The organism is Rhodoferax bucti (assembly GCF_005876985.1).
In the GTDB taxonomy this organism is placed as follows: domain Bacteria; phylum Pseudomonadota; class Gammaproteobacteria; order Burkholderiales; family Burkholderiaceae_C; genus Allorhodoferax; species Allorhodoferax bucti.
On sequence record NZ_VAHD01000005.1, the window covers coordinates 151,844 to 177,520 of the forward strand.

Consider the following 25,677-nt stretch of genomic DNA (forward strand, 5'->3'; position numbering starts at 1 on the left):
GGTGCTCCTAAGTTTGGTCCCCCAATCGCCGCTTGGACAGTGTCCAAAATACCGACATAGGGATCAATAACCATTGCAATATGGGAGACAGTCCGACTCCCCAAAGCGTTGGCATCCATGACGAATAGGCCCAGGCACGGGTCACGACGGTGTTATTCCATTCGCTAAATACCGTATAGCAAACCCCGAAAAAGACAGCCAGTAGAGCAATCCGCCAGTAGCGCTCCAGGGGCCAAGTCTTTCCGTTGGACAAAGCCAACGCGGCAAAAAAAGATAGCGACGCGATAAGAATGTCCCCGAGCGTGCAATGCACCACCGCAAACGCAATTTCTGTGGGTGGACTTTCGTACCAGAGTGTGTACAGGGGGAGTTGAAGTATTTCCCATGCGAAATTCAACATTCCAACCCAGGCGATATAGCGAAAAAACAGTTTTCGCTTAAGGAGATGTGTTGGCGGTAGAGTTTGATTGCTCATGTTGATGTGGGTCAATATCCAAATCCTAGAGGGACCTACAGTACAGACATTGCAATAGCAATTTTGTAACTCGCATTAAGCCCATGAAGTCATTCTTCAGTCATCGGAACACACGATACACCGCTGTCGTGATGTTGATGGTGTGGCTGATGACTTTGGGTGTTGGAATTGCCAATGCATGCTTGGTAAGTGAAGCACACGGCCACTTAGGGTCTGTGGAGCACGCTCAGGCGGCACACCATTCTGAGGCAGACGAGCACACACCGGAGCCAGACAAAGCGCTTTGCCTTACTGTGTGCGCTGCAGAACAAACAGCCGCGATCAAAGTAAAGCACCTGGACAGCCAAGCCGAATTACTGTGGGCACCTGTTGCGTGGGCAGCAGCACTCACGATTGCAGTTGACGATCTCAATGATCGATCAGAATCTCTAGCCGTTGCGAACTGGCGCGAGCCGCCAGTGTCAATCCGCTTCCTGCGGCTGACCATTTAAAACATTTTCCACGGGTGAGGTGTTTCGACGCACAGACGTCGGGATTCTTGTCTGTTTCATTGGTTCTGACGCCTTGCTGGGCTCTTTCAGAACGTCTCCCCATCCAGCCTTGTTTTGTAATTTTGGAGTTCACTATGACCACGCTTCGCCACACTGTTTTAACCCTTGCCATCGCCACAGCATCCCTGGGCGCCATTGCCCAGACCGATGCCGAACACACGCAACACCACGCAGCCGAACCAGCCAAGAAGACCCTGAAGGCGCCTGCTTCCAAATCATCCTCCAAGCCCTCAGAAGCTTTGGTCGCCATGGACGTAAAGATCAAAGCCATGCGCGAGATGCACGAAAAAATGATGACTGCAAAGACGCCCGAAGAACGCAAGGCATTGATGGTCGATCACATGAAAACCATGCAAGACAGCATGTCCATGATGGAAAAAATGGATTCCATGGGCGGCATGTCGATGATGGGTGACATGAAAGGCATGAGCAGTAAAGGAGCAGATGGCAAGCAAGGTGGCATGTCGATGGACATGGTGACGCACCACGAGGCCATGCAAAAGCGCATGGAAATGATGACCACCATGATGCAAATGATGATGGATCGAATGCCAGCATCACCCGCTCAATAGTCCCAACTTCCACCTAACCCTGAACACCAAAGTACCACTTTTAAGAGCTTGATAGCAAGGAAAATGACTATGTTGAAGAGAAGAGAGTTGTTTCATTTTGTGGGTGCCGCAACCCTGATGGCATCAGGCGTGGGAAACGCCATAGCGGCCGCGACCAAAAGATTCCAGCACTATCCGTTTGATCCCATAGCTGCCGAGAATTTTCAGCAAAATTTGTTCATTCCAGTAGACAGTGGGCCGTTTGGCATCTTGGACGTTACAGGACCACTCACCATGCGTGCTACACCGGGCAGTTTGTCGCTTCTGCCTGGCAAACCATCTCCCTTTCTGCTGTACCAAACGGAACAGTCTGGCAAGAGCTACCAGAACCCCATATTGCGCATGAACAGTGGTGACAAGCTCAAGCTCACGCTTCGCAATGAGCTTACAGAACCAACCATCATCCATTGGCATGGCTTGCAGACACCATCCAAGATGGACGGACATCCTGCCAGCACGATCGATGCGGGAAAAACCTTTGACTATGAGTTCAAAGTGTTGAGCCGGGGTGGTACCTATTGGTATCACACCCACGCCCACAACCTGACCGCCAAGCAGGCCTACAACGGCTTGGCCAGCTTCTTCCTGGTCGATGACGAAGATCAGCGTAAGCTGAACCAAACGCTTGATCTCAAACTGGGCGAGACGGATCTCCCGCTGGTGATCCAGGATAAGCAATTCAATGCGCAAGGGCAGTTGCGCTACCAGCCCAATGGACAGGAAGCCATGATGGGCTGGCTGGGCGATGTGATCCTGGCCAACCTGACACCCAATGCAGCCCTCAAGGTGCTTCCTCGCACCTACCGACTGCGCATTCTCAACGGCTCAAACGCCCGGATCTACCGGCTGGCATTTGTAAAAGACAAGGAACGCTTGGGATTTACCGTCATCGGTACCGATGGCGGCTTGATAGAAAGTCCTCAGTCTGCAACCGAAGCTTTTGTTGCACCTGGTGAGCGCTTGGACATTCTGTTTGACGCAGGGCAAGCCCAAGCGGGCGAAGAGGTATTCCTCAAGAGCCTGTCCTTTGATCCCATGGAGAACGAGGGGGACGCAGGCAGCATGCCCGGCATGGGCAGCAGCACGTCCCGGCTGGAGATTGGTGCTGATTTCAACATCCTGAAACTGACGGTCGGTGCCGGTGAGCGTGTCATTAATAAGCTGCCAAGTGCGCTTTCACGCATCGCCACCATTCCTCTGAAGGGCGCCAACCAGCGCAGTATCAAGCTGTCTCTGAGAGGCATGGACTTCTTGATCAATGGGCGCAAGTTCAACATGGACGAAAACGCCTTTGATGTGAAGCGCGGCACCAGAGAGGTTTGGACCATCAGCAATCCCAAGGTGGGAATGCCACACCCCATCCATCTTCATGGTTTTTCGTTTCAAGTGCTGGAGCGCATGAACAGTCCCCGACAGATCAGAGCCTTGGCAAAGTTTGGAAAGGGACTCACCGTCAGCGATTTGGGCTGGAAAGACACCGTATTGATTTGGCCCGGCGAGTCTGTACGTATCGTGATTGACTTCAGCCATGACTTCCCAGGAGATCAGGTGTTCATGGTCCATTGTCACAACCTGGAGCATGAGGATGCCGGGATGATGATCAACTACCGAGTCACAGGCTGAGCGATTGGCCTTCACTTTCTACAAAGGAGTTTCAAATGAACGATACGCATGGGATTGAGCAGCGGCATGAGCACTCGCCATCCCCAAAGTCATTCTGGCGAACCCGCTACGGCATCGGATTCTTGGTGTTGGGTGCTATCGCCACGTACTTTTTGCTGACCGAACATCTGGCACATGTGGTGGGAGCGCTCCCGCTACTGCTGTTACTTGCCTGTCCGTTTATGCATATCTTCATGCATCACGGCCATGGACACCACCACCATGGAGATGATCCGTCTCGTTCTGATGCCAGCAAGTCAACGTCATCCCGAAATGGAGATACGCCATGAACCATGATCAACCTGCCTACGGGCTGTGGACGCTGGTGATATTCAATTCAGCGATTTTCATCATGTTTGCCTACAGCTTCTTCAAGCCAGCCACAGCCCGGGACTGGCGAACTTTCGGTGCATTTTCGGCTTTCATCGTCGCCTTATTTGTGGAGATGTATGGCTTTCCGCTCACCATCTATTTGCTGTCCGGATGGTTGCAATCGAAGTATCCGGGCTTGGACATCTTGACCCATGATGCAGGTCACCTGTGGAGTACGCTGTTGGGTGAGAAAGGCGATCCCCACTTCGGCGCCTTGCATATTGCAAGCTACATCTTCTTGGGTTTGGGTTTCTATCTGCTCTCCAATGCATGGAATGTGCTTTACCACGCACAACGCCGCCATACCTTGGCAACTGCCGGGCCGTATGCTCGAATCCGGCATCCACAGTACGTGGCGTTTGTCTTGATCCTTTTGGGCTTTCTATTTCAATGGCCCACCTTGCTGACTTTGTTGATGTTTCCAATTCTGTTGGTGATGTACGGGCGCCTGGCGGTGACGGAAGAGGCAGAAATGCGCTATCAATTCGGGGCGGAATTCGAGGAATATGCGAAACATACGCCGCGTTTCTTTCCACGTTTCGGTCAGCAACCTTTGTCTACTTGAGTGGCGTTCTGCATTAGCAGCTAACAAGGGTTTTGAATCTACATCAAGGAGCTTTCAATGGAAATCTTAGAACTTAACGTCCAAGGCATGCGCTGTGGCGCTTGCGTGAAACATGTCACCAAAGCCCTGATGTCCGTTCCCGGAGTAGCCCACGTGGATGTGGACTTGGAGAACGGGCGTGCCAAGGTTAGAGCTGATCTACAAGCGGGGTCTGAATCGTTGATTGCTGCGTTGGCCAGTGAAGACTATCCTGCAACAGTCGTATCTATTGATGACGCGGCCGCACCACCGAAAGCGGGAGGCTGCGACTCTGGATCTGGCTCCAACAGCGGCTGCTGCTGCCGTTAGTCGTATCTCACATGAAAAGTTGACCATGAATTCCAGCCCTCAGCCAAGCCATTCGCACACGCATGCCCATGGGAATGGGCATCCCCCCGCAGATTCAACTCGCCACCATGTAGCTGCAGATGTCGAGTTGAAGGATCCTGTTTGCGGTATGGCAGTCACCCCCCAGTCAGTTCACCACTCGGAACACATGGGGAAAGAGTTCTTTTTTTGTGGCCCCAAGTGCAAAACGAAGTTTGATGCCAGCCCGATGCAGTACATGGGGGCGCCAAATGACGGGCCTCCCGTAAAACCTGTGTTGGCGGGTACTGTGTACACATGCCCCATGCATCCGGAGATACGGCAAGATCACCCTGGCAACTGCCCCAAGTGCGGGATGACGCTGGAGCCTGTGATGCCGTCGTTGGAGGACGAGCAGAACCCGGAGCTGGCTGATTTTGAACGCCGTTTTTGGTGGACTTTGCCCCTCACCGGAGTTGTTTTTGTACTGGCGATGTTTGGCCATCGATTGCAGTGGATGGACATGGCGGTGCAGAGCTGGGTTGAGTTCGCATTGGCCACTCCCATCGTGGTCTGGGCTGGATGGCCGTTTTTTGTTCGCGGCGCACAATCCATCGCTCATCGCAGTCCCAATATGTGGACGCTGATAGGTCTAGGTACAGGCGCCGCCTACGTCTATAGCGTGGTGGCAACCGTTGCTCCGGGGGTGTTTCCCGACTCCTTTGTGTCCATGGGCCGGGTGGCGGTCTACTTTGAAGCGGCGGCCGTCATCATTTCATTGACCCTGTTGGGGCAGATGTTGGAACTCAAGGCGCGTTCCCAAACTTCGGCCGCCATCAAATCCTTGCTGGGTCTGGCCCCCAAGACCGCTCGACGCATCAGGCCCGACGGGACAGAAGAGGACATTGAACTTAGCCACGTTCATCTTGGCGATCTGCTACGTGTACGTCCTGGCGAGAAGGTACCCGTGGATGGGGTGGTCACGGAAGGCAGTAGCGCGGTTGACGAGTCCATGCTGACCGGTGAGCCCCTGCCAGTCACCAAACGGGTGGGCGACAAGGTCATCGGTGCAACCCTCAACACCAGCGGTTCCCTGGTCATGCAGTCCGAAAAAGTCGGTTCCGACACAGTGCTGTCTCAAATCGTGCAAATGGTCGCCCAGGCGCAACGCTCCAGAGCCCCCATGCAACGCATGGCCGATGTGGTGGCGGGCTACTTCGTGGTTGCCGTGGTGGGCATTGCCGTTCTGACGCTTCTGGGTTGGGGGCTGTTCGGGCCCCAACCTAGCTGGGTGTATGGCCTGATCAATGCGGTCGCCGTGCTGATCATCGCCTGCCCGTGCGCGCTCGGCCTTGCGACGCCCGTGTCCATCATGGTCGCTACGGGCAAAGGCGCAGTCAACGGGGTGTTGTTCCGTGACGCGGCCGCCATTGAGAACCTGCGCAAGGTGGACACCCTCATCATTGACAAAACCGGGACCTTGACGGAAGGACGCCCCACGTTTGAGAAAGCGATCCCCTGTGACGGGCTGGATGCCGACGAGGTTCTGCGCTTGGCGGCCAGCCTGGACCAAGGTAGTGAGCATCCGTTGGCTGCGGCCATTGTGGCGGCGGCGCGCGAACGGAAATTGGTATTGGAGAAACCCGAGAACTTCGAATCTGGGTCTGGTATTGGTGTGCAGGGCCATGTGGCCGGCCGCCACCTGGTGCTGGGCAATACAGCGCTAATGCAACAAATCAACGTCTCTGTGGACGCCCTGACAACCCAGGCCGAAACCTTGCGTGCTGAGGGTGCCAGCGTGATGCACCTTGCCATTGACGGAAAACTGGCCGGTCTGCTGGCCGTGTCAGACCCGATCAAGGCCAGCACGATGGAGGCCTTGGCTTCCCTCAAAGCCTCTGGCATGCGTATCGTGATGGCCACCGGTGATGGCGTCACCACCGCCAAAGCCGTGGGTGCCAAGCTTGGGATCGAGGACGTGCATGGCGAAGTCAAGCCTCAAGACAAACTGGCGCTGGTAGACCTGCTGCAAAAGCAAGGCCGCATCGTGGCCATGGCGGGTGATGGGATCAACGACGCGCCAGCCCTGGCCAAGGCCAACGTGGGGATTGCCATGGGAACAGGCACGGACGTGGCCATGAACAGCGCACAAGTTACTTTGGTCAAAGGTGACTTGCGTGGGATTTCCCTAGCACTGGCGTTGTCCAATGCCACAGTGGGCAATATGAAGCAAAACCTGATGTTTGCATTCCTGTACAACGCCCTGGGGATCCCTCTGGCTGCGGGGCTGCTCTTCCCCTTCACCGGTTGGTTATTGTCCCCTATGGTTGCGGCCCTGGCGATGAGCTTCAGTTCGGCATCCGTTATTGGGAATGCCTTGCGCTTGCGCGGCAAAGCGCTGTAGCCGACTGCGTGTTTGGCATAGGAGGTCCACTTCGGGTTTAATTACAGCGTGCGCACCGTCCGCTTTTTACTTCTGATGCTGCTGAGCCTGGCAATCCCTCTGGCGGGATATGCGGGCTTGGGCGTGCCCAAGATGCCTTGCCCCATGGAAATGGCCGCAATGGCAGAGCAGCAGCTCAGTGGCGAAATGAAAGAAGCATCAGCCACCCCAATGGGCGAGTGCTGCAATGACATGGAAACCTTGCTCAAAACGGGCAAGACCTGCAAAGTAGGCCAGGACTGCAAGATCGGCAGTTTGGGACTGTCTGTCCATCTCCCCAGCATCCCGGAAGTCTTCAGCAAAGACACTTTCCTGGCCCGTCTGAACGACCGGGCCATAGAGCCTCAACCCATCCCAATCTGGCGACCGCCAGCCTGACCCCAACCCCTTGAATCCGTGCCTTGCCGTCCTTAAACGGCCAGGTCGTCGCGCGCAAGCGCAGTTTTTCAGGAGTTGGGACATGCCTTGTTCCGTTCAACCCATTGGGCATCGCTTCAGCCGCAAGCTGATTGCTTTTGCCTTCCCGCTCGCAGTGGCTGTGCCGCTGGGAGCCACGCCTTTGTCTTTTGAGCAGGCACTGTCCCTATCCACCCAGGGTGCACCGACCCTGGCAAGTGCTCAGGCCAAAGTGGATGCTGCCCGCGCCGCCACCGCACCGGCTGGCGAACTCCCAGATCCCAAGCTGGCACTCGGTGTGGAGAACCTGCCCATAGGTGGACCGGATCGGTACAGCCTGACCGGTGACTTCATGACGATGCAACGCATCGCATACATGCAGGACGTCCCCAACCGCGGCAAGCGGGACGCCCGCGTTGCCGTGGCCCAGGCCAAGGTCAAGCAGGCCGAATCCGCGCAGCAGCTCTCCATGGTGTCCGTGCGCAGAGAAACTGCCATGGCCTGGATACGCCGCTACGCCTTGGAACAGCAAATCGCACTGTTTGACGGTCTTTTCAGGCAAAACAAGCTCCTGGAATCAGCCGTTCAGGCACAGTTGGCCAGCGGGCGCGGCTCCATCACAGACGTATTGATGCCCAGGCAGGAGGCCGCCATGCTGAGCGAGCGCCTGGATGAACTGCAGGCTCAACGTGCACAGGCCATTGCCACATTGCAGCGCTGGATTGGAACTGCCGCCGGTGAAGCACTGGACGGAGCGCCACCCAGTTGGTCTCTGGACCGCGAGGCTCTGACCCACCGTGTCCAAGGCCATCCCGATGTCAACCTGCTCAGTAGCATGGGCCTTGTGCTGGATGCCGAGCTGCGGGAGGCGCAGGCCGCTAAAAAGCCAGACTGGGGGGTGGAACTCGCTTACCAGCGCCGCGGAGAGCAGTTTGGCGACATGGTCTCGGTCAAAGTTACTTTTGATCTACCTACGGCACCCACGAAACGCCAGGATCCGCTTATCGCCGCCAAGCAGTTGGAGCGCTTGGGCCTGGATGCAGAGCTGGAACTTTTGCGACGCGAACACCTGCAGGAACTCAACACCCAATGGGCGGAGTTGGAACGCCTGAACCTGGCCGTAGAGCGCAACCAGACTGTTCTGCAGCCCCTCATGCGCGACAAAGTTGCCTTGACACTCTCCGCCTACCAGGCCGGCAAAGGCAGCTTGGTAGAGCACCTGGCAGCACGCCGGGAATTCCTGGAAACCCAGCTGCGATTCCTTTCCTTGCAGGGAGAACGCCAGGCCATCAGCGCAAGCCTGTTCTTCATCAACGATGCCCCACTGACCGGAGGTGCGCAATGAACTCTTCATCCATAAAAAAGAATGTCACTCTTACCGCGATCGGCGTGCTGATCCTGGCTCTGGGCGCTGCCGGTGGTGCTTGGTGGACCAAGCGCAACTCCGTCATGCCACCAGCCTCCGCTGAATCTTCCAAGTCTGAGCGCAAAGTGCTGTACTGGTACGACCCCATGAAACCCGATGCCAAGTTCGACAAACCTGGCCCATCGCCGTTCATGGACATGCAACTGGTGCCGCGCTATGCCGACGAAGGCGGAGCGGACACGGGGGCACTGGCCGTCTCCACACGCGCCAGCCAAAGTTTGGGAATGCGCCTGGCCACCGTGGTGCAACAGGCCCTGTCCAACACGGTCGAAGTCACCGGAACCCTGCAACTCAGCGAGCGGGATGTCAGCATCGTCCAGGCCCGCACGGGTGGGTTCGTGGAGCGGGTCTACTCCCGCGCGCCAGGCGATGTCATTGCCGCAGGCAGCCCTCTGGTCGATGTCACCAATCCGGAATGGGTGGGCGCCCAGCAGGAATTTCTGGCCGTCAAAGCCATGGGGGATGCCGCATTGACCCAGGCAGCCCGCCAGCGACTGGCACTGCTGGGCATGTCTTCCGCCTTGATCCAGCGCGTGGACAGCAGCAATCGCACCGCCTCGGTGACCACCATCACGGCGCCAGGTTCAGGTGTGATTTCGGAATTGGCAGTGCGCCAAGGCATGAGCCTGAGTCCGGGCATGACCCTGGCGCGCATCACCGGATTGGGTACGGTTTGGCTGGAGTTGGCCGTGCCACAGGCCCAGGCATCCACGCTGGAAGTCGGGCAAGCGGTGCAGGCCCGCCTCACTGCCGCACCAGAGACCGTCCTCAAGGGCAAAGTGACATCGGTGTTGGCAGAAACCAACCCGGACACGCGAACCGTGCGCGTCAGGGTCGAACTTCCTAATCCGGGCCAGAGACTGCGTGCCGGCATGCTGGCCACAGCGACCTTGCAAGGACCCACGGAATCTGTCCTGCTGGTCCCTTCCGATGCCGTGATCCGCACCGGCAAGCGCGCCTTGGTCTATCTGGCCGAGGACGGGGGCCAATACCGACCGGTTGATGTACAGCTTGGCGCGGAGCGCGATGGGCAGTTGGTCATCCGCCAAGGCCTCAACGTTGGCCAAAAAGTGGTGGCATCGGGTCAGTTCCTGTTGGACTCGGAAGCCAGCATGCGAGGGGTCGTTCCCTCATCGAGCCCGCCTTCCACCCCGATGAGTCCTGTTGCCCTCAGCATGGAGAAGGTTTCCGCCTTTGAAACGCAGGGGGTGATCGAGGAACTGGACGCCTCCAACATCAAGCTGCGCCACCAACCCGTGCCGGCCCTCAAATGGCCGGCCATGACCATGGGCTTCAAGCGCGCCAAGGAGTTGCAGTCGTCTGGCTTCAAAGTTGGGGACACCGTGCAGTTCCAGTTCAGGGCTGTCGGTGACGAATACGAAGTGGTGGCACTCAAAGGGGTGAAACCATGATCGCTCGCATCATCCGCTGGTCGGTGTCCAATCGCTTTCTGGTACTGTTGGCCACGGTGTTTCTGGCGGGTGCCGGCCTGTGGGCGGTGCGTTCCACTCCCATTGATGCGCTGCCGGACCTGTCCGATGTACAGGTCATCATCCGCACCAGCTACCCCGGCCAAGCGCCGCAGATTGTGGAAAACCAGGTGACCTATCCCTTGGCCACCACCATGCTGTCCGTGCCGGGTGCCAAGACGGTGCGGGGTTTCTCCTTCTTTGGGGACTCCTTCGTCTACATCCTGTTCGATGACGCCACCGACCTCTACTGGGCCCGCTCCCGTGTCCTGGAATACCTCAACCAGGTACAGGGGCGCTTGCCCGTCGGTGCCAAATCGGCACTGGGGCCCGATGCCACTGGTGTGGGCTGGATTTACCAGTACGCCCTGGTGGACCGCACGGGCGGGCATGACCTGTCGCAACTGCGTGCCTTGCAGGACTGGTTCCTGAAGTTCGAGCTCAAGACCCTGCCCAATGTCGCCGAGGTGGCCAGCGTGGGCGGCATGGTCAAGCAGTACCAGGTCGTGCTGGACCCGCTCAAGCTCAATGGCTATGGCATCACGTACGAGCAAGTGCGTCAGGCGTTGACCAATGGCAACCAGGAAACGGGTGGCTCGGTGCTGGAACTGGCCGAGGCCGAGTACATGGTGCGGGTCAATGGTTACCTGCGAACCCTGGAGGACTTCCGGGCCATTCCGCTCTCCAGCCGGGGCGGTACTGCCGTTCGACTGGGAGATGTGGCGACGGTGCAAGTCGGGCCAGAAATGCGCCGCGGCGTGGCCGAACTCGATGGTCAGGGCGAAGTAGCCGGTGGCGTCGTGTTGCTGCGCTCAGGCAAAAATGCCCAGGAAACCATACGTGCCGTCAAAACCAAGCTGGCCGAACTGCAAAAAAGCCTGCCACCGGGGGTGGAGGTGGTCACCACGTACGACCGCAGTGCACTGATTGCGCGGGCCATCGACAACCTGTCCGCCAAGCTGCTGGAAGAGTTCGTTGTGGTGGCGCTGGTGTGCGTGCTGTTTCTGGGGCACCTGCGCTCCGCACTGGTGGCCATCATCTCGTTGCCTTTGGGCATCGTGGCGGCCTTTGTGGTGATGCATGTCCAGGGGATCAATGCCAACATCATGTCCCTGGGCGGTATCGCCATTGCCATCGGTGCCATGGTGGATGCGGCCGTGGTGATGATCGAGAACGCCCACAAGAAGCTGGAGGCCTGGCAGCATGCCCATCCTGAACAGGTGTTGGAAGGCCAGGAACGGTGGAGCGTGATCACTGAAGCTGCCGTCGAGGTGGGGCCGGCACTGTTCTTCTCCTTGCTGATCATCACCTTGTCCTTCATCCCGGTGTTTACGCTGGAAGCCCAGGAAGGTCGCCTGTTTGGCCCTCTGGCCTTCACCAAGACCTACGCCATGGCCGCCGCTGCAGGGCTCTCGATCACCTTGATCCCCATCCTGATGGGGTACTGGATCCGGGGTCGCATCCCCGATGAGCAGCGCAACCCCATCACACGCGCCTTGATCGCGGTGTACCGCCCCGCGCTGGAATGGGTACTGCTGCGCCCCAAATCGACATTGGCCATCGCGGTCCTTGCCTTTGCCACCACGCTGTGGCCCGTGAGCCAGTTGGGTGGGGAGTTCCTGCCGCCCCTGGACGAAGGGGATTTGCTGTACATGCCGTCGGCCCTGCCAGGGCTGTCCGCGCAGAAAGCATCGGAGCTGCTGCAGATCACCAACCGGATGATCAGGACCGTGCCCGAGGTGGAGCGTGTCTTTGGCAAGGCGGGTCGTGCAGAGACCGCCACCGACCCAGCACCCATGGAAATGTTCGAGACCACGGTGCAGCTCAAACCACGGGAGCAGTGGCGCGTCGGCATGACGCCGGAGAAGCTGATCGAGACGCTGGACCAGGCCGTCAAGGTGCCGGGACTGTCCAACATCTGGATTCCACCCATCCGCAATCGCATCGACATGCTCGCCACCGGCGTCAAAAGCCTCATAGGCGTCAAAGTCAACGGCACCGACTTGGCCACCATCGACCGCATCGCCAGCCAAATCGAACAAGTGGCCAAAAGCGTTCCCGGTGTGTCCAGCGCCTTGGCAGAGCGCTTGACCGGGGGACGCTACGTCGATGTCCAGATTGATCGGGTGGCAGCCGGGCGCTATGGGCTGAACATCAATGACGTGCAGGCGCTGGTGTCAGGGGCCATTGGCGGCGAGAACGTGGCGGAGACGATCGAAGGCCTGGCGCGCTTCCCCATCAATCTGCGCTACCCCCGGGAATGGCGTGACACCCCAGAAAAGTTGGCCCAGCTTCCCATCCTGACACCCATGGGGCAACAGATCACCCTGGGAACGGTCGCCAAAGTTCGCATCACCGATGGCCCGCCCATGCTCAAAACCGAGAATGCACGCCCCTCCAACTGGGTCTATGTGGACGTACGTGGGCGTGATCTGGCCTCAGTCGCCAACGATTTGCGCCAGGCGGTAAGCCAGCAGGTCAAGCTCGAACCGGGGGTCAGCATCACCTATTCGGGCCAGTTCGAGTTCCTGGAACGGGCCAATGCCCGGCTCAAGGTGGTGGTACCGGCGACCTTGCTGATCATCTTCGTCTTGCTGTACCTGACATTCAGCCGTCTGGACGAAGCAGCCTTGATCATGGCCACGTTGCCATTTGCACTTACAGGCGGAGTCTGGTTTTTGTACCTGATGGGCTACCACCTGTCGGTGGCCACCGGCATCGGGTTTATCGCGCTGGCAGGAGTAGCGGCAGAGTTCGGAGTCGTGATGCTGCTCTACCTCAAGCAGGCCCTGGCGGATCGCGAGAGTCAAGGGGCTGCGCCGGGCGTGGCCATGGTTCTGGATGCCATCCGCGAGGGGGCCGTACTGCGGGTGCGCCCCAAGGCCATGACTGTAGCCGTGATCCTGGCCGGCTTGTTTCCCATTGTGTGGGGCAGTGGTACCGGCTCGGAAGTGATGAGCCGGATTGCAGCCCCCATGCTGGGAGGCATGATCACGGCGCCATTGCTGTCGCTCTTCATCATCCCGGCTGCCTATCGGATGATGCGTGTGCGAACCTCACGCAGACTCAACTAGTTCAGGGGAATCACCAGCGCCTTGTCAAAGAGAGGGTTTTCAAACTGAAAATCCTATCTTGAGAATGCGGAGGCTCGGTTTCTGACGTACCCCGCTGGGGTGGTCACCACGCGGCACCAGCCCATCTGGGTCTGCACATGGCCATGCAGGTATAGGTCCACGGAACCAGTCTGTATAGACTTACGGGGTCGCCAAACAGAACCACCGCCATGTTCTATTCAAGCCCGAGCCACAGGGCAACTTCAGTCGTACAAGTTCTTTTTCTGGATTTCGACGGTGTGATGCATCCTGAGTTTTGCCACGAGTCCAAGCACTTCATGCACCTGGAGACTTTTGAGACGGTGATGCGGGCAGTTCCCCATGTCGATCTGGTGATTTCCAGCACATGGCGCTACAAACGCTCCTTGGAACAACTCAAAGCCTTGTTTTCGGGCGATGTAGCGGCGCGCATAGTTGGCGTTACACGACCATACGGACAGCTAGAGGATGTTCCCGATGTACTTGTCGACTATGAACGCGAGGCCGAGTGCAGGAGTTGGTTGGGACAACATGGACGCACTACGCAAGAGTGGCTGGCCGTGGACGACCGGTCCTGGAACTTCCGTCCCTTCAATCCCCATGTTTTCCTGGTGAACGGAGAGGTGGGGTTGAATGCGAACGCTGCGACGAAACTTGCAGCCCGCATCCAAGGCGTATTGGCCTGATCATTGCTGTTATGGTCACTGTAATGTCTGCCACAAGCGCTACCAGCTGATGCCATGAGCAACGTTGACGACTATCTCAAAGCCGCCGAGCGCCAGAACACGCTGTCGAGCTACGCCTCAGCGATCCGACACTTTGAGGAGGAATGGAAAGGCTTGCTGCCAGCCAGCAGCGATGCCATTGCCCGCTACCTGGCGGACTATGCGTCCTCGCTGTCAGGCAACACACTGCGCCACAGACTGGCCGCGCTGTCACGGTGGCATCTGGACCAAGGCTTTGCCGATCCGACCAAAACCACCACCATCCGACAGCTGCTCAAGGGCATCCGCACCGTACACAACACCCCTGAAAACCGCGCAAAGCCCCTGGATCTGGATGTCTTGGAGCAGGTGGACCTCTGGCTGGCAGAGGGTATTGACCGGTCTCTGCGTCAGGGTGACGACGCATCGGCGCTGAGATTTACCCGTGACCGCAGTCTGATCCTGTTGGGATTCTGGCGCGGCTTTCGGTCAGAAGAACTGGCTCGTCTCTCAGTTGAGAACGTCCAAATCGTGTCCACTGAGGGAATGACCTGCTACCTGGACCGCAGCAAGGGAGACCGTCAGACACTGGGCAAAACCTACAAATGCCCATCCTTGTCCAGACTGTGCCCGGTAGCGGCATTTGCCCAATGGACCGCGCTGGCCAAGCTGCATGATGGTCCGGTGTACAGAGGCATAGATCGTTGGGGGAACGTATCGCGCAAAGCCATGCATCCCAACAGCATGATTCCATTGCTGCGCAATATGTTGTCCCTGGCGGGAGTACCAGACGTGAAGGAGTACAGCAGTCACTCTTTGCGGCGTGGCTTTGCCGGCTGGGCCCGTGCCAGTGGCTGGGATATCAAGGAGTTGATGGAGTACGTGGGTTGGCAGGACATCAAGTCAGCCATGCGCTATCTGGATACCCCAGACGCCGAACTGCAAAACAGGTTTGAGCAAAGCCTGCAGAAGGGACGCACCAGGAATGAATAAAAAAATTCCCTCCAAGCTGCTTCAGCAACTCTATCAAGCGCTCAATGGAAAAAATCGACACTTTGGCGGTTTCGCCCATTACACGCCCGTTGATGACACCATCATCGCACGCGGATGGATCTACAGCATTGAGTTGGAGGAACTGCTTCTTTCGACAGATTCACGGCTTGCGTATCTGGACTTGGACCGGTTGACGGAATACCTTGAGATCCCTTGGCGCGCGGTTTACAAACGCCCAAGGTACCTGTCCGCTGGCGCGATGGCTACCAACGCACTCACTCTGGCCGATGCAGCATGCCTGCTTGTTCGCATGGAGGAGATGGGTTTTGACAGCCATCCCGAACGCTTGGTAGAGCATGGGCTCCGTGCCCAAAAGGATCTGACTCATGTCACGGGTAGCGAATGGACCTTGCTGTCCTACCCAAAGCGGCGCCTGAAGGAAGAGTTTTCTGCCTATTCTGATGAGCAGAACGATGATGGGGAGTGGACACCCCACAACTGGAAAGACGCCCAGGGACGCCGCATCAAATTCACGCTGGTAGGGAAGCTGCCTCACATATTGACGGTCAGAGGGCCCAAGTACAGAAGGCCTGCAGCACAGGGAATGGTCACTTGTCCTGACTGTGGGTGGCGGTATACCAAGGGAGACCCGGAAAGTGCGATGTCCCATCGGTCAGAACACGCCCGGGTGATGCGGTTCATGAATCCGCGCCCGATTGCGGCGTTCAACGCCAGACTGGAAAAGCATGCCGATCCAGAGCTGGTAATTGGCGATTCACCCATATGGATGCACCGGGAAGTCCATCAACGTGCGCTCCAGTTCAAGTGTGAATTTCAGTACGACTTCCTTCAATGGGAAGGTTCGCTAAGGAAAAAGAACCTGCGCGCCGAAAGCCATGGCTACTTGTTTGCGGATCACACCGACACACATGGACCTGGCGCGGCTATCGGTGCCTGTGCCTTTTGGCAGGACGGTGAGAAATGGCGGTTGCGTTGGATATGGGTGTGTCTATCCATGCGTCGCTCTGGAGTCCTGGCCCGGCGGTGGGCGGAGTTTCTGCGGCGGTACGGGGATTTTGAAATTGACACACCGCTGTCAGAAGCCATGGTGGCATTTGTGAACAGGCGTGGGACTGCGAAGCAAAAGCAGTGTTTGCAGGCCCAGCCATCAGCCGAATCCCCAGATTTGTAGCCATTCCAATATGCAACTGCCACTCGCCCCCAGTCACGAGGAAATCGTCACCAAGTTCAATTTGGAGATTCTGAAAACTCCTGGTGATCTAGTGCTGAAAAACGGCGATATCGCGTTGACCAAGAGTGGCGATCTGATGCTGAACAACGAGCACTACAGCGCCATGCGTCGATTTGTCAGCGCGTGGCGTTTCAACGCGCCCATGCTCAAGTCACTTTTGGACCTGGCCATGGCCGTCAGTTCGCGGTCCGAGGACTTGAAAAGAAGCCTGGACCAGGTTGCTGACCATCACCTGGATTCAAACCCAAAACCGTTCCTACCCGGCCCGACAGCTTTCGAGCGCCGATTTGCATTGAACGAAGAAATCGCGGCAAATATGTTGGGTTCCGAGTCCTGTTCCGGCGCAATTCTGCTGAATTTGACGAGTCTCCTTCAGGCTTTGAGGGATGACATGAATGCAGCTCGCCTCGATTGGGAGGGCACAGCGCCGTTGATCCACGGACATTCAGTGGGAGTCATTTTGGTAGCGACCTCAAATTACTTTCGGCATTGGGACGAGTGGAGAAAAACCTCGCCGCCGACAACCAGACAGGCAACGTCGATGGATGTTCTGAACGCCGTTTTAGACAGTGCCGGGTTGAAGCAGCGCAACCATCGACTCATGGGGGTCGAGGGGATATGCACAAAGATACTGGATGTTCTGAGCGATGGTGATTTCGAAATACTCTCCGAGCGGGTCTTCGCATTCGCCAATGGGTTGAAGCCCGGCCCATAGGCGGTGGCTTAGAGCGATCTGCAGAATCAGGGTTTACCCTTGACTTAAACCGCTACAAATAGCACCTAAACCGAGATCACCCCATTAGGGTGTGGTTACGTTCGATCCTTCCTGCGGCTTTTTCTTGGTGTGCTTGCATTTGCCCATTGACGACGACTGTCGTCACTCCCTAATCAACCTCAGGAGATTGTGACGCTCAACCGCTGCGCGCCCAAAATGCATGCGCTTCCTTGATGAGCCGCATCAATCGCTCGTCGAGCTGGTGCACTGGCACACCACGGGCCGACTCGCTGGCGCGGAAGATCACAACGCTTGCATCGTCCGTATCCAGATTGGTGATTCCATCACCCGCCACCACCAGCACTTTGTAGCCACTGGTGTGGATCAGGTGGCCAGACAGATATATAAGGCTCCCGCCCGTTCGAGGGGTGGTAAGCGCGTGTTTCTTACATTGAAGAGGTGTAGCCGGCCTGCTGTGCCCAGTCCTTGCCGGTTGTCCTTGGGCTTCTTAAATACTTTCCACCGGATATGCGCAAATTACAGCGTATCCGGTGGAAAGCTCCAAGTAAATGCGTCCGTATCCACATTCCACATTAAGCCACCGCCTAGCCCTTGTGGAGGCTTTTCGCTTTCTGAGGCGTCCCAACGCCCTCCCCACTGCCCTCCTCCATTTATTGCGATCTGACTACGTCATGATTATCCTTATAATCACGACGCTGAATTAATTGTTCTAAGTCGGCATTCTTTAAAAGTACGAGGTCGCTTGCATGGCCGATTTGCCCGGTTTTCCCTCGGTAGACCCGCTGTTTCACCGCCCGGCGCCCAAGCGCCGCGGCCGCCCGCCCGGCTCCAAGTCCCAGGTGGTCAAAGATCCCCGCTCCCTGGGGCTGCACCACTTCGCCTTTGTGCGCTCCGCACTGCTGGGTTTGGACCTGCGCCAGTCCTTTGACCGCTACCTGGCCTGGGCGGAGAGCACCACCGATCTGCGCTACGTCCAGAACCGCAAGGATGCCTTGTTGCAGCAGATCATCGAGGCCGGACGCAACCTGGACCCCGGACTGCCCAAACACGCAGGCCTGCATGCCTCCCTGGACCTGCTGCGCAGCCAGGCCAAACCGGTGGCGGCCGTACAGCTTCCCACCCTGGAGGAATGGGTGGAGCAAGAAGGCCTGGACCCCGACATGTACTCGGAAGCCGAGCTGTTGGACGAATACAAGGCGGCCTTCGGACTGGACAATGCCGATGCCCTGGAAGCCGGCGCCCACCTCAAAGACCCCTCGGCCGAACGTGTCCGTGCCCTCAACCATCTGGAATCCTTGCTGGCCATTCAACCCACGGCCGAGGACAAGCTGGAACTCTGGTTCGCCCGCCCGGTGGTCAAACGCCTGCGCAATGTAGGACTGCTGTTCCTCAAAGACCTGGTGAACTTCATCAATGTCTATGGCTACCGCTGGCATGGTCGGATCCAGGGATTCGGGGCTTTGCGGGCGGGGCAGGTGGTTTTCTGGCTGCAGCTGCAACAAGAGCAGCTGCGCATGGCTATCCAGTCCACGGCGCTTCAACCCAAGGCCCTGAGCGCCCTGCATACACCCCGCGTCATCCCCGCCGGTGCGCCCTCCCCTGCCCTCCCCTACCCTTTTGGCAGCGTTTCCGGCTTTCCTTCTGGTGGTGCCGCCGGCACCCTCACCCTGATCGACCGCGAACTCCAGCGCATCGCCCTCACCCCGACCCTTACGGGAGAAAACGGGGTGTTTCGCAGCCACATGCCCAACACCCTGGGTGCTGGCAACGATAGCGAAGCGATTGCTGCCTGGCTCAGCCGCTACAACGAAAAGCCTTCTACCCAGCGCAGCTACCGCAAAGAGATTGAGCGCTTCGTTCTCTGGTGCGCCCAGGAACTACGCAAGCCGCTGAGCTCCGTTACTGCTCCCGATTGCCAGCGTTACCGGGAGTTTCTGAAAGCGGTCCCGGCGAGCTGGATCCACTCCCTGCCCGTGCCGCGATCCGATCCCCAGTGGCGCGCATTCCGAGGACAGCCCTCCCCTGCTTCCCAGAAACAAGCCCTGGTCATTTTGCAGACGCTGTTCACCGGACTGATGGATGCCGGCTACCTGGTGGCCAACCCTTTTCGAGCTTTGATGAAGTCCTTCGACTTGCCGGTATCCAAGGTCGACATTCGTCGCAGCTTCACGGCGGCGGAATGGGAGTTTGTGCTGCACGGTGTGGCCGCCCTCCCCTCCTCTCCTGAAGCCCATCGGCTGCGCTGCATCCTGGAATTGCTGGTGACCAGCGGCGTGCGCCTGGACGAACTGGCCCGCGCACGCTACAAGAACCTGCGGGTGGAAACACTGCCCGACCATCCCCCCACCTGGATCCTGAGTGTCACTGGCAAGCGCAACAAAACCCGTGACATCCCGCTGCAGGACTCCATCGTTGCGCTCATAACCCAACACGCTAAGGAATTCTTGGCTGACGACAAGCAATTGTTAGAAGCGGATGAACTGCCCCTGATCCGCACTTTGCACGCATCGGTACCCCAGTGGCGTCAAACCAGCACAGGTGCCACCGAAGTCAGCCCTGTCTCAGAGAAGCCTGGCTTGCCCCTGTCGGCCTCCGGGATCTACGCAGTTCTCAAACGCTTCTTTACCAAGATCTCGTTCGGCTGCAACGAGGCCGGATTAGACCAAGCCAGGTTCCTGAAAGCCTCCACACATTGGATGCGCCACACCTTTGTTCGACAGGCTTTGGTGGATGGCTTGCCGATCGAAGTGGTGAGCGAACTGGCTGGGCACGCGTCTATCGACACCACCTCCATTTACTCGACGCAGGAATTGGCGCGGAAGATCGATGCGATAAAAAGGATGAAGCGGCGGAGTGTTGAGGCGTAAAAAAAAGGGGGTTGTTTCAAACAACCCCCCTTTTTGGGTTTGATTGACTTGCTAGACCTACTTGGTCAAAAACTCTTTAATGACCGCTTCTAGTTCTGCTGCTCGGGACTTATCAACGCCAGAAAGCTGAACAGCAAATCGGTTTTTCAAAGGATCAAACTTGATCACGGCCTCTTGGTCGGCGTTGCCTTTTACGACTGCCTTGAGGGGGTTGTTTGAAACAACCCCTCCTCGTTCAAGATACTCCATGACATGTTTTGCTGTCAGGGAAGAAAGTGATTTAACTTCCTTTGCACGGCTCAGCAAGACGTCAGCACCTGAATCAAGAAGCTGATTCAATTTGGTAGACCATCCAAGCTGGATGTCTAACGGGGATGGGAATGCATTGAGAACGGCTTCAGGTAAACGGGCAAGAGCCACCGCTTTACCCAAGTTGCCGAGATCGACACCTGCAGCTTCAGCCAACTTTCGCTGAGATGGGAACAACCCTTCGTCGAGTGCTCTTTTGTACATCAGTCCCTGCTCATAAGGGCGAAGGTCAGCACGTGAACGGTTTTCACGATCCATCTCCAAAAACAACGCTTGCTCGGAGATGGATTCGATGACGGCCAGAACGGACAAGCCCAGTTCGAGACAGGCACGATGGCGACGATGGCCATAAACAATTTCGTACTCAACAGGAGAAGAGCCGATTACAGGGCGAACTTTGATTGCCTGGACATTGCCGCCCTCAGACTCGATCTCTTTTTTAAGGTCGTCAAAAGCTTTAGCTTTAAAGCTGTCGTCATGGCGATTGGCCCACTTGCTCGGACGAATTGACTTTGGATCGAGCTTTTTCGCAGGCAGCGAATCACGATGAAACTCACGCTCCGCAGACAGCGCCTGTTTGACATCAGCGAGTTCCTTTTTGACTTCGATTAGTTGACCGCCCTGCCCAGCCATTCCAAGACCAATTGCGATTGAGCTTGTGCGAGTGACATCAGCCTGCGCCCCCTTAGCGACAGGCGCAGCAGCCATGCTTTGAGTTGCCAAAGCGGCCTTTTCACGTGGAGTAAGTTTTCCTGTAGACATCAGATTTCTCCGTTAGCGATCATTGAATCAGTTTTGCGAACTGCTTCTGCATTCGCTTCCCAGACACCCCAAATCTGTTTCTCTACGTAGTCAACGAGCAGCTCATATGCATCGTGGGCGCGCTTCAAGGTTTTGGCTTGAACACTGCCGACATCCATGTCGTAGACAGTACCGAACTCCGCACTAGCGCTGGCTGCAATAGATGTCTTTGGAATCTCTACTGGCAGAACTTTCGGGCCGTAAGCACTAACAATCCAATTGCGGATGTCGTTGCTGATCAGGTCTGCCTTATCCACTCGACTGAGCAGGATGTCTACAAACGCATATTGTTTGTTCTCACCACGCGCAGCAAACAATGACTTGCACACGCCTGTGAACAACCCCCAGAATTGCGCGGAGCTGGCGAAATCCAGAGCGTTTGGTGGCAATGGCATCAACACGCCATCTGCGGCAATAAGTGCGTTTATGGTGATGTAGGAGAGGGAAGGGGGGGTGTCAATGATGATGACGTCGTATTCATTGCGAGCCTCTTCAAGGCCAGCATCCAAAACGCGCCAGAACGCAAAATTTGGATCTTTAGCCTGACGCGAGGGGAGCAAAAATTCTGCGTTAAAGAGGATTGGAGCCGCAGCAACAAGATCGATGCCGTCCCAGTATGTCTTTTGGATGGCTGGGATGATCGAAGACTCTTCACCTGTACACAAGTCGAGAATCGTGTGATTCTCATCAACCTCCGTGTCGGGCAGAACACCAAACAAAGTGGTCAAAGATCCCTGCGGGTCAGTATCTACAACCAGAACGCGGTGACCGCGCAAGCTAAGTCCTTGTGCCAATGCAGCCGCACTTGTAGTTTTGGACACACCGCCCTTGTAGTTAGCAACGGCAATAGTAGTTCCGCTTGCCAGGTAGGGGTCTCGCAGTACATCCTTCCGGAAAGTGCGAACCCATACACGAGCCTCTTCAAGAGTCCACTCACGTTTAGAACTTCCTTCACGCTCACCACTAGGCAAATCACCTTTCTTGGCGTGATACATCACACGATTTCTATCCAAGCCGCAAAGCTCTGCCAATTGACTAGAGCTAAATACTGGTGCTGACTTCCGTGATTCAGGTGCAAGCATGGATGACCGTGCTTGTTGAATCACATTGCTTGCATTCACAGCTAGGCTGTTCAGTGCCTCTATGTCAATTGAGTGACGAATGGGTTTTTGCTTTGTTTGCATAAAAGTCCTTTTCACGAAATTTTAGCTGAACATCGAAAAAAACGTAAATTTTCAGAATTGCGATGAATCACGCGTATCGCGCTGAAATTGGAAACGAGTGAAGGTTGTCCATCAAGAATGCGCCACATGAGCGATGTCTTAGGCTGTTGGCTGTTCGCGGTTGTTGGGATTTTCACAAGAGTCCTGCAGTCTTCATAAGAGAACTTCAGAAAAGTCTTCAATAATTCAGAGAAAGAATATCGTTAAAAATCAACAACTTACAGCCGTTTTTGTCCAAGAATCTACCGGTAATGTCCAAGAATCTACCGGTAAGCGTCCAGGAATCTACCGGCAGATGTCCAAGTTTTTACCGGTAGTGTCCAAGAATCTACCGGTGCTCAAAATGCAATGTTTTTCGTAGGAATACACACTTACAAAGCGCGTTTGATCATAAATTGAACAGAAAAAGCAGCTCTGGAGTGCCAAAAAATGTCCAAAAAACAGAGCGAGAAATCCGGAATGGGTCTCAAGGAAGCCAAAATGTCCAAGAATCTACCGGTAAAAGAAACGCTTGGAACGCTGGGAAATTGCATTTTGTCCAAATTCGATTAGAATATTTTGGACATCCTAAGGCGATCAATGGCTGAAAAAAAAGTCCCAGAAGTTAAGCTGCGCAAACCAGTACGCGCGTTGGTCATGCTGCCACGTGCAGGCAAGATCAGTGTCAACGCTCGCAAGATTTACAACGTCATCCTCCACACATCGGCCGATCAAATTGTGGAATACGAGACGGAGCACGGCACTCAGATGCCAAAGGGGCATTATTTCGAGTCAAGACTTGTTGACCTTTTGCTACCTATTCAAGCAGGGCAATCGGATCTCCGGGCGTCTGCCAAGGAGTTCCTGAATGAAATGGCAAATATTCGGATCGACTGGGAAGCACCAGATCACAGGGAAGAGGGCGAAGTCTTCGAAGACGAGGACGACTGGGTAAATCTCGGCCTGCTCTCCGAAGTTCGGTTTAAAAAGTCAAAACCCTCGAACAAGAACTCGGAAGTGATTGTTAAGTGGGAACTACCACCAGGAATTTTTAACCAGCTTCGAAGTCCTCAGGACTACAAGTACGCCCAGATCAGTCTTTATCAGCTGACCAAGTTGTCAACCTACGAGTCAGTTGCGTTGTACGAAATTTGCGCTCGGTATCGAACCAATCCAAATGGAGTGACGTGTAAGCAGGAACCAATCTGGTGGACGCAGGCGTTGTCATCAAAGGTTCCAGAAGTCGATCCAAGCACGGGCTTGCCGAAGTGGCGTGAGTGGAGAAAGTTCAAAGGCGAAAAAGTCCAAAAAGCTGTTCAAGAGATTTGCGAGAACACTGATCTGGACATTCAGATGATTGAGAAGGGCGGGCTGGTCCAATTCACTGTGATGCGCAAAGCTGCTGAGTTCTCAGCATTGCCAAACAAGTTGAATCCTGAGATCGCTGATAAGGCTCTTGCACTGGGGTTGAGGCTCACAGACATTTCCACTCTCATTAGAAATGGGCAGTCGGAGATGGCTCTCAAAGAAGCTTTCGTTCGGATGGGACAACAAGATCCAACGAAGATTGATCGAAAGCTTGCCTACTTGAACAAAATCCTGGAAGAGGTAAATCCATTCTTTGCTGCAGGCGGTCTGCCAAAGAAAGCACCGGTTCAGCAAGAACTTCTCCCGAAAACAAACACACCTTCTGGTGTGGTGCCTCAGGTCGCAATGACCTACAAGGATGAACGACGTGCCGAGATCAGGAAGGAGTTCTCTGAACTTGTCTTAGAAGAACAGCAACCATACGCATACCTTGCCTTTGCTGATCTTAAAAACAAGAACATGGCGAACCCAAACCTCAGCATGAAAATTGAGTCAAAGGCATGGGAGTCTGCGCCAATTCTGTTTGCCAAGATGGTTGATATCTATGCAGTGCAGACCTACGGCGACGATTGGGCAGTTGAGAAAGACGATTGAGGCGCATTAAGCGATATCGTTTATTTTTTGCGCCACAGTTTTTCTAACGCGAAGGTCGAAAAATTTTGCCAACTTCGAGTCCTACTGATACTCTTCAAGCCATGGCAACCCGCTCTGCAGAATCCAACAAAACTACCGTCATATGCATGGCCGTAGTGGATCAAGGGCGGGTGCTAGAAAGCCTCAATTAGAGTTTTTCAAAGCCGGCCCCTCAAGCAAGGGAGCCGACATCAAAAACATCGGCTCCAGAAAAATGGAGTGATGTGAACTCGAACCGGACAGTTTTATTCCTTGACTTCGATGGTGTAACCCACCCGGAGCCATGCACTACGGAGCATGCTTTTAGTCAGCTCCCGCTCGTTGAGTCGATTCTCCGAGAGTTCGCTGATGTCGAAGTCGTTATCAGCTCATCCTGGCGAAATCAATTCACACTCGAAGGCCTCCAGTGCAACTTCTCTGACGACATAGCCGGTCGTGTGGTTGGCGTCACGCCGAGCATTACTGATTCCAGCTGGAATCCAGGTGTGCCGGAATTTGATCGTCAATTTGAGATCGAATGCTGGATTGAAGAGCACCGACCAGGAGCAAATTGGATCGCAATCGATGACCGGGCTGAATGGTTCCAGCCCGGATGTCCACAGCTGCTTCTGACAGAAAAATCTACCGGATTTGTTGAGCAGGACGCGGAAAAACTGCGAAAACTACTGAGGCATACCCAACTGAAGAACGCGCTTCAGAAAATCTGGTTTTTGGGCGATGTTCATGGTTCATTTCTTCACATCGCACAGGCCATCCTGGCCGCCAGCATCAAGCCCACCTGGCTCGTATTCCTGGGGGATATTGATATTGATCACATGCCCCTTGTGCAGGTGTTAGCGCCTCTGAGCAGGACCTTCCCAACCATTAAAGTTGGTTTCATCCATGGAAACCACGACGCAGACACCTATGAACATTGGGACTGCCTTCACCATGCAGGGGAGGCCGTAGCACTTCATGGCCAAGTCCTGGATCTCGATGGTGTGAAAGTAGCCGGTCTGGGAGGAACCTTTCTGGACCGAGTGTGGATGCCACCAAAGCATCCGCATTTCGGAAGCAAATCAGCAGCGATGAACCGCGGTGCTTTCCAATTTCGGGATGGCCAGCGTCCGAACCCGTCATACCTTGGCGCGATTTACCCAGATGACTTTGATCAATTGGCCAGGGAGCGCGCCGACATTCTGATTACGCACGAGGCGCCCAGTTGTCATCCATTTGGATTTCAAAAGATTGATGAGCTGGCTCGCGCTATGGGTGTGCTGCGTTCCTTCCACGGGCATACGCATGACGACATGACGGAGACATACAAAACCCAATGGGACACCCTCGGATTCGAGTCGATCGGAGTTAACTACTGCTCCATCAAAAACGGCCTGGGAGACAGGATCGAATGTCTCACTTGAGCACT

The 25,677-nt window shown here is 55.8% G+C and carries 22 protein-coding genes; 18 read left to right on the plus strand and 4 right to left on the minus strand.

Translation table 11 applies throughout. The features are described 5' to 3' along the window. Positions 1-7 precede the first annotated feature (7 nt). Positions 8-490 carry a hypothetical protein gene (locus FDM28_RS16565; RefSeq protein ID WP_138517142.1) on the minus strand — a complete coding sequence of 161 codons (483 nt, stop codon included), beginning with the start codon at positions 488-490 and terminating at the stop codon, positions 8-10. A 68-nt stretch (positions 491-558) separates the two neighbouring features. Here FDM28_RS16565 and FDM28_RS16570 point away from each other — a divergent pair, with 68 nt between their 5' ends. The 15 genes from FDM28_RS16570 to FDM28_RS16640 all read left to right on the plus strand — a co-directional run bounded on the left by FDM28_RS16570 (position 559) and on the right by FDM28_RS16640 (position 17,071). Continuing rightward, positions 559-966 carry a hypothetical protein gene (locus FDM28_RS16570; RefSeq protein ID WP_138517144.1) on the plus strand — a complete coding sequence of 136 codons (408 nt, stop codon included), beginning with the start codon at positions 559-561 and terminating at the stop codon, positions 964-966. A gap of 134 nt (positions 967-1,100) precedes the next feature. Continuing rightward, the gene (locus FDM28_RS16575) at positions 1,101-1,598 is read left to right on the plus strand and encodes a hypothetical protein (RefSeq protein ID WP_138517146.1); all 498 of its coding nucleotides are present in this window, start codon (positions 1,101-1,103) and stop codon (positions 1,596-1,598) included. A gap of 69 nt (positions 1,599-1,667) precedes the next feature. Next, a complete protein-coding gene (locus FDM28_RS16580; RefSeq protein WP_138517148.1) occupies positions 1,668-3,260 on the plus strand; it encodes a multicopper oxidase family protein in 1,593 nt (530 codons plus the stop codon). A 35-nt stretch (positions 3,261-3,295) separates the two neighbouring features. Beyond that, on the plus strand, positions 3,296-3,589 hold the full coding sequence (locus FDM28_RS16585; protein WP_206022001.1) for a DUF2933 domain-containing protein: 294 nt from the start codon (positions 3,296-3,298) through the stop codon (positions 3,587-3,589). Beyond that, positions 3,586-4,236: a methyltransferase family protein gene (locus FDM28_RS16590; RefSeq protein ID WP_138517149.1), complete on the plus strand. Its 651-nt coding sequence runs from the start codon at positions 3,586-3,588 to the stop codon at positions 4,234-4,236. Before FDM28_RS16585 ends, FDM28_RS16590 begins: the two co-directional genes overlap by 4 nt. A 57-nt stretch (positions 4,237-4,293) precedes the next feature. Beyond that, positions 4,294-4,584 carry a heavy-metal-associated domain-containing protein gene (locus FDM28_RS16595; RefSeq protein WP_138517151.1) on the plus strand — a complete coding sequence of 97 codons (291 nt, stop codon included), beginning with the start codon at positions 4,294-4,296 and terminating at the stop codon, positions 4,582-4,584. A gap of 25 nt (positions 4,585-4,609) precedes the next feature. Then, positions 4,610-6,985, plus strand: a complete 2,376-nt coding sequence (locus FDM28_RS16600) for a heavy metal translocating P-type ATPase (RefSeq protein WP_138517154.1) — start codon at positions 4,610-4,612, stop codon at positions 6,983-6,985. Between the two features lie 48 nt (positions 6,986-7,033). Further along, positions 7,034-7,402: a hypothetical protein gene (locus tag FDM28_RS16605; protein WP_170211827.1), complete on the plus strand. Its 369-nt coding sequence runs from the start codon at positions 7,034-7,036 to the stop codon at positions 7,400-7,402. A gap of 82 nt (positions 7,403-7,484) precedes the next feature. Then, the gene (locus FDM28_RS16610) at positions 7,485-8,765 is read left to right on the plus strand and encodes a TolC family protein (RefSeq protein WP_138517157.1); all 1,281 of its coding nucleotides are present in this window, start codon (positions 7,485-7,487) and stop codon (positions 8,763-8,765) included. Beyond that, the gene (locus FDM28_RS16615) at positions 8,762-10,258 is read left to right on the plus strand and encodes an efflux RND transporter periplasmic adaptor subunit (protein ID WP_138517159.1); all 1,497 of its coding nucleotides are present in this window, start codon (positions 8,762-8,764) and stop codon (positions 10,256-10,258) included. Before FDM28_RS16610 ends, FDM28_RS16615 begins: the two co-directional genes overlap by 4 nt. Further along, entirely contained in the window at positions 10,255-13,389 is a 3,135-nt protein-coding gene (locus FDM28_RS16620; protein ID WP_138517161.1) for an efflux RND transporter permease subunit, read from the plus strand. The genes FDM28_RS16615 and FDM28_RS16620 overlap by 4 nt, the downstream gene beginning before the upstream one ends. Positions 13,390-13,598: 209 nt before the next feature. Further along, positions 13,599-14,093, plus strand: coding sequence for an HAD domain-containing protein (locus FDM28_RS16625; protein WP_138517163.1), 495 nt, complete (start codon positions 13,599-13,601; stop codon positions 14,091-14,093). 54 nt (positions 14,094-14,147) lie between these two features. Further along, positions 14,148-15,104 carry a site-specific integrase gene (locus FDM28_RS16630; protein ID WP_138517165.1) on the plus strand — a complete coding sequence of 319 codons (957 nt, stop codon included), beginning with the start codon at positions 14,148-14,150 and terminating at the stop codon, positions 15,102-15,104. After that, a complete protein-coding gene (locus tag FDM28_RS16635; protein WP_138517167.1) occupies positions 15,097-16,296 on the plus strand; it encodes a hypothetical protein in 1,200 nt (399 codons plus the stop codon). Before FDM28_RS16630 ends, FDM28_RS16635 begins: the two co-directional genes overlap by 8 nt. 10 nt (positions 16,297-16,306) lie before the next feature. Next, positions 16,307-17,071 carry a hypothetical protein gene (locus FDM28_RS16640; RefSeq protein ID WP_138517170.1) on the plus strand — a complete coding sequence of 255 codons (765 nt, stop codon included), beginning with the start codon at positions 16,307-16,309 and terminating at the stop codon, positions 17,069-17,071. A 196-nt stretch (positions 17,072-17,267) separates the two neighbouring features. Here FDM28_RS16640 and FDM28_RS17705 read toward each other — a convergent pair whose 3' ends face one another. Next, positions 17,268-17,426, minus strand: coding sequence for a hypothetical protein (locus tag FDM28_RS17705; protein ID WP_170211829.1), 159 nt, complete (start codon positions 17,424-17,426; stop codon positions 17,268-17,270). Positions 17,427-17,838: 412 nt separating this feature from the next. Between FDM28_RS17705 and FDM28_RS16645 the strand changes: the two genes are divergently transcribed. Further along, positions 17,839-19,959 carry a phage integrase family protein gene (locus FDM28_RS16645; protein WP_138517171.1) on the plus strand — a complete coding sequence of 707 codons (2,121 nt, stop codon included), beginning with the start codon at positions 17,839-17,841 and terminating at the stop codon, positions 19,957-19,959. A 57-nt stretch (positions 19,960-20,016) separates the two neighbouring features. Here the strand turns inward: FDM28_RS16645 and FDM28_RS16650 are convergent, their stop codons facing one another. Both FDM28_RS16650 and FDM28_RS16655 read right to left on the minus strand, forming a co-directional pair. Continuing rightward, positions 20,017-21,030, minus strand: a complete 1,014-nt coding sequence (locus FDM28_RS16650) for a ParB/RepB/Spo0J family partition protein (RefSeq protein WP_138517173.1) — start codon at positions 21,028-21,030, stop codon at positions 20,017-20,019. Next, complete coding sequence (locus FDM28_RS16655) at positions 21,030-22,253, minus strand: ParA family protein (protein ID WP_138517174.1); 1,224 nt, start codon at positions 22,251-22,253, stop codon at positions 21,030-21,032. The genes FDM28_RS16650 and FDM28_RS16655 overlap by 1 nt, the downstream gene beginning before the upstream one ends. A 618-nt stretch (positions 22,254-22,871) precedes the next feature. On the opposite strand from FDM28_RS16655, the gene FDM28_RS16660 reads away from it, so the two are divergent. Together FDM28_RS16660 and FDM28_RS16665 are read left to right on the plus strand one after the other, a co-directional pair. Beyond that, positions 22,872-24,233: a replication initiation protein gene (locus FDM28_RS16660; RefSeq protein ID WP_138517176.1), complete on the plus strand. Its 1,362-nt coding sequence runs from the start codon at positions 22,872-22,874 to the stop codon at positions 24,231-24,233. Positions 24,234-24,496: 263 nt separating this feature from the next. Beyond that, positions 24,497-25,672 (plus strand): HAD domain-containing protein, encoded by a 1,176-nt coding sequence (locus FDM28_RS16665; protein WP_138517178.1) that lies wholly within the window; start codon positions 24,497-24,499, stop codon positions 25,670-25,672. Positions 25,673-25,677 lie beyond the last annotated feature (5 nt).